The organism is Actinospica durhamensis (genome assembly GCF_018139695.1).
In the GTDB taxonomy this organism is placed as follows: domain Bacteria; phylum Actinomycetota; class Actinomycetes; order Streptomycetales; family Catenulisporaceae; genus Actinospica; species Actinospica durhamensis.
Genome location: NZ_JAGSOG010000606.1, coordinates 1 through 1,093 on the forward strand (window position 1 = coordinate 1; position 1,093 = coordinate 1,093).

General features: G+C 63.1%; 1 protein-coding gene. It reads right to left on the bottom strand.

The genetic code is table 11. The annotated features are described in order from the left end of the window. Positions 1-28: 28 nt before the first annotated feature. Positions 29-868, bottom strand: a complete 840-nt coding sequence (locus tag KDL01_RS41325; RefSeq protein WP_212534176.1) for an IS5 family transposase — start codon at positions 866-868, stop codon at positions 29-31. Positions 869-1,093 lie beyond the last annotated feature (225 nt).

Consider the following 1,093-nt stretch of genomic DNA (forward strand, 5'->3'; position numbering starts at 1 on the left):
AGAGGGCGTTCGATAGGTGTTTTTCACCCTAGTATGTCCCTCTCCAGGTTGGTGTGCTCTCGTCCGTTATGCGCTTGCTGACGTTGTCGATCATCGCGAGGTGGATCATGGCCTCCGAGCTCGTGGGCCGGGCTTCGTAGTCCCTGGCGAGTCTGCGGTGGAGCATCAGCCAGCCGATACTTCGTTCGACCACCCATCGTCGTTTGAGCACGTGGAAGCCCCGCTTTCCGGGGTCGCGAGCGACGACTTCGGCGTCGATGCCGAGGGTGGCGGCGTGTTCGACGAACTGGTTCTTGAAGCCCTGATCGACCCAGGCTTTGGTTATCGTGGGGTAGTTGGCCTTGGCCTGGTCGATCGCTCGCATGCCGGCGTGGTTCTCGGAGACAGAGGCGGCGAGTACGACAACGGCGAGCAGGAAGCCGCACACGTCCGTGACGATAGCCCGCTTCCTCCCGATGATCTTTTTCGCGGCATCCGCGCCTTGAGTTTCGAGGGGTGCGTTCGTCGAGGTCTTGACGCTCTGCGTGTCGACGATCGCGGCGCTCGGCTGGGGATCGCGTCCCTCCTTGGCCCGGGCGAGCTCGGTGAGGTGGACGTTGAGCTGCGCCAGGATGCCCTCGTCGCGCCAGAGCCCGTAGTAGTAGTACACGGTGCCCTTGGGCGGCAGGTCGTGCGGTATGTATCGCCACGAGATTCCCGTGCGGTTGACATAGAACAGGGCATTGATGACTTCGCGCAGGTCGGTGCGGGGTGGTTCGCCGCTGGGGCGTCGCTCGAGGCGGGCTCGCTGCCAGGCGGAGAGGATGGGCTCGATCAGTGCCCAGCGGGCGTCGGAGATGTCGGAGGGGTATGGTCGGCGTTCGGTCATAACAGAGCTCTACTATGGCCGCGCCGGGGTCCGTCTCCATGGTCTATCTAGGGCGTTTCCAAGACGAGTGCCTACCGAACAGACGTCGAGGCCGCAGTCATAGCAAACTAGACAGCCATCCGCCCGAACCGCGGGGTGCACTTACCGGCAAGGCGCACGAACCGGACGAACACCGCACCCGACATACCCCATGTTCGGACGAAATACCATGCTCAAACGCCCAGT

What these genes read in the sequence shown, in the direction of transcription:
- KDL01_RS41325 (WP_212534176.1), bottom strand. Translation starts at nt 868, where the DNA reads ATGACCGAACGCCGACCATACCCCTCCGACATCTCCGACGCCCGCTGG.